The sequence below is a fragment of the Kitasatospora sp. NPDC007106 genome (assembly GCF_040634455.1).
In the GTDB taxonomy this organism is placed as follows: domain Bacteria; phylum Actinomycetota; class Actinomycetes; order Streptomycetales; family Streptomycetaceae; genus Kitasatospora; species Kitasatospora arboriphila.
Genome location: NZ_JBEYFP010000645.1, coordinates 1 through 3,387 on the forward strand (window position 1 = coordinate 1; position 3,387 = coordinate 3,387).

General features: G+C 73.7%; 3 protein-coding genes. All 3 read right to left on the reverse strand.

The annotated features are described in order from the left end of the window. Positions 1-866 (reverse strand): class I SAM-dependent methyltransferase (locus tag ABZ641_RS30035; RefSeq protein WP_359986809.1); only part of this gene is annotated, 866 nt, incomplete at its 3' end. 157 nt (positions 867-1,023) lie between these two features. Further along, positions 1,024-1,935: a YhjD/YihY/BrkB family envelope integrity protein gene (locus ABZ641_RS30040; RefSeq protein WP_344623528.1), complete on the reverse strand. Its 912-nt coding sequence runs from the start codon at positions 1,933-1,935 to the stop codon at positions 1,024-1,026. Positions 1,936-2,078: 143 nt separating this feature from the next. Beyond that, entirely contained in the window at positions 2,079-3,242 is a 1,164-nt protein-coding gene (locus ABZ641_RS30045) for a glycosyltransferase (RefSeq protein ID WP_344623527.1), read from the reverse strand. Positions 3,243-3,387: the final 145 nt, after the last annotated feature.

Genomic DNA, 3,387 nt, shown 5'->3' on the forward strand with positions numbered 1-3,387 from the left:
CCCCAGCCGAACGGCGCCCCGCAGACCCGCACGGCCCGGGTGGCGAACGGCGGCAGCACGTCGATGGCGATCCGGCGGGCGGTGGAGCGCTCCGGGGCCGTGCGGGTCTGCGGGGCGCCGTTCGGCTGGGGCCCGTCGAAGGCCAGCCGGTAGCAGGTGTGGCCGGCGATCTGCTCGTCGTCCATCCGGAAGCCCTCGGCGCGCCAGTCGCGCGCGAGCAGGTCCTTCTGGACGGCCGCGGCGTCGCCCCAGGTGCCGTAGAACTTCTCGGGGGTGAGGCAGACCGGCTTGAGGCCGAGGTCGAAGACGGCCTCCCAGACGGCGGCGGCGACACCGGGGGTGTGCGGGGCCCGGTAGTCGTCGAAGGCGACCACGCCGTCCTTGGCCAGGACGTCCCGGGCGACCAGGACGTCGCCGGCCACGTGCTCGTACAGGTGTGAGGCGTCGACGTGGACGAAGCGGCAGGAGCCGGCCGGGACGCGGCCGTCGGCGAGCACCGAGGTCGGCGCCTGGACGATCACCGGCAGCTCCTCGTGGAAGGCGAGGTAGTTGGCCTCGAAGGCCTGCCGGGTGAGGGTCTTGCGGTAGGACATGGCCATCTCGGCCGAGTTGTCGGCGTCGGGGGCGTCGGAGTCGAACAGGTCGCAGACCGTGAAGGTCTCCCCGGGCTGCAGGTACTGGCCCAGGACGACGGCGCTGCGTCCGAGGTAGGCGCCGAGTTCCAGCAGGTCGCCACCGGTGCCGGCGGCGGTCTGGCGGCGGAGCAGCCAGCCGAAGATCTCTTGGTCCGCCTTCCAGAACCACCCCGGTACGTCGTCCGGCGTACGTGGGACGGGGGTGGCGGTGACGGTGTCTGCGCTGGTCACGGGGGGCTCCATGGGTGCGGCGGACGGGTGGCGCGATGCGGGGCTCCCGCCGGCGGGGGTGTGCGTGGGCGACAGCCTGATGAGGACCGGATGAGAACCGGATGAGACGTGGACGTGATCCTAGTCACGTCCGAGTGTGCCCGACAGGGGCGCGATCTCACTTCTCGGCCGACGCTTCGATCAGCCTGCGGCCCTGTTCGCGTGCGCGCATCCGGGCGGCGGCCGGGTCGGCGAGGGCCGTCCAGGCCGCGCAGTACAGCAGGAGCCGGGCGACGAAGTCGATCCAGAGCAGCAGCGCGACCGGGACCCCGAAGGCGCCGTAGAGGCTGCGGCCCGCGACCGAGCCGAGGTAGGAGGACAGCGCGACCTTCAGCACCTCGAAGCCGACCGCGCCGATCAGCGCACCGCCGAACAGGGCACGGCGGGACTGGTCGGCGATCCTCGGGAAGGGCCCGAGGAGGTAGGCGAAGAGCAGCAGGTCGGCGCCGACGGCGATGAGGAAGCCGACCACCGTCAGCACGGCGCGGCCGGAGCTGCCGCTCAGCCCGATCGCGTCGGCGAGCCGCCGGGCGAGCGTGGTGGCGCCGGCGGACGCGCCGAGCGACAGCAGGCAGACCACGCCGAGGCCGAGCAGGACGACGCAGTCCCAGGCCTTGCGGACGAACACCTTGCCCGGGTCCTGGGGCAGCCGCCAGATCGCCCGGACCGAGCCGCGCATGGTCTCCACCCAGCCGAGTCCGGAGAGCAGCAGCACCACGCCGCTGATCACGCCGACCGTGGCCGCGTTGTCCACCAGGGAGTTCAGGTCGATCGCGTCGGAGAGGCCGGAGGCCTGGTCGGCGATGTCCTTCTGGAGTTCGTCCACGCGCTGCTGGGAGAGGGCCGCCGCGGCGATCGCCAGGGCCACGGTGAGCAGCGGGAAGAGCGCGAGGAAGCCGAAGAAGGTGACGGCGCCCGCCAGCCGGTTGCCCTGGGTGTCGCCGAACAGCTGGTAGGCCTGCCAGGCGCGACTGCGCATCAGCCGGGCCAGCAGCGGACCGACGACCGGGAGACGGGTGAGGAAGTCCACGGGCCCACCCCCTCGGGATCACCTGAACGAGCGACGACCGGTCCTGTATACCGTGCGCGGTGATCAAGTGTGGCCGGACGCGTCGGCGCGCCGGGCGGGCTGCCCCTGGCTGGCCTACAGCCGGGCCGGGGGCGGGACGGGGCTCAGGAGCCGGTGGGGGTGCCGACGTCCGAGGCGGTGCCGTCCGTCCGGGCGGCGGACTGCCCGGACGGGGCCGGCCGGGCCTCCTGGCCGGCCTGCGGCGCTGCCGGGCGGCCCTGCACCGGGGTGGTGTCGCGGACGCTCGCGGCACGCTTGGCCCGGCGGGCGGCCCGGGCGGCGAGCTGCCGCGTCCGGGCGAGGGCCCGGACGCTCTGGTAGGTCAGGTAGTGGCCGTGGCTGAGCAGCTCGGTGCGCACGCCCTCGGCGCCGGCGGCGGGCTTGTAGTCGGCCGGGCGGAGCCGGGCGCAGTGCTGGGCGGCGCGGCGGAAGAACTCCCGGCGGTCGCCGGGCGGCACCCGGTCGGGGCGGCTGACCACGGTGTTGAGGTGGTGCACCATCCGGGCGAAGACCACCGGCCGCCAGCGGTCGAGGTCGGGCCGCCGGTCGAGGAAGGCGAAGACCAGGTCGTACTGGTCGAAGATGTCGAAGTGCTTGCGGCTGACCGTGGCGAGTATGTTGCCGCCCTGCTTGCGCTGGCGGTAGTGCACGCCGACCCGGTCGAGCACCGTCATCCGCCCGGCGGCGAGCAGCGCCGGGAAGGTCCACGGGGTGTCCTCGTAGTACCCGGCGGGGAAGGTGAGGCCCTCGGCGTCGATCCAGTCGCGGCGGTAGGCCTTGTTCCAGACCACCATGAGCAGGTCGAGGAGGTCGGGGCGGCCGTCGAGGTCGAACACGTCGGGGCCGGAGCGGGCGAACAGCGGGGCGGAGGCGGAGCGGACCACGCGGCCGTCCCAGTAGGTGCGCGCGTAGTCGTAGACCAGGATGTCCGGGTCGGTGCAGGCCCTCAGCCGCTCGTCGATCGCCTGCAACAGGCCGGGGGTGAGGGTGTCGTCGCTGTCCAGGAAGATCACGTAGTCGCCGGCGGCGACGGCCAGGCCGGCGTTGCGGGCGCGGCCGAGGCCGACGTTCTCGTCGAGGTGGAGCACCCGGATGCGCGCGTCCCGCGCGGCGGCCTCGTCCAGCATCGCCCCGCAGCCGTCCGGCGAGCGGTCGTCGACGGCGATCAGCTCGAAGTCCGCGCACGACTGGGACAGCACCGAGTCGAGACACTCGGCCAGGTACTCCTCGACCTGGTAGACGGGGACGATCACGCTGAAGCGGGGCATTTGCAGCTCATTCTAAGGGGGCGCTCAGTCGACCGTGATCTCCGGACGGGTCTCGCCCGGGACCGGCGCGCGGCCAGCGGCAGATTAGCCGCCGCAGCCGGGGGCGCGCACCCCCGGGCGGGCGGAGTGCGCACCCGCGGCGTGC

Coding starts and splice junctions, on each gene's coding strand:
- ABZ641_RS30045 (WP_344623527.1), bottom strand. CDS start 3,242: ATGCCCCGCTTCAGCGTGATCGTCCCCGTCTACCAGGTCGAGGAGTAC.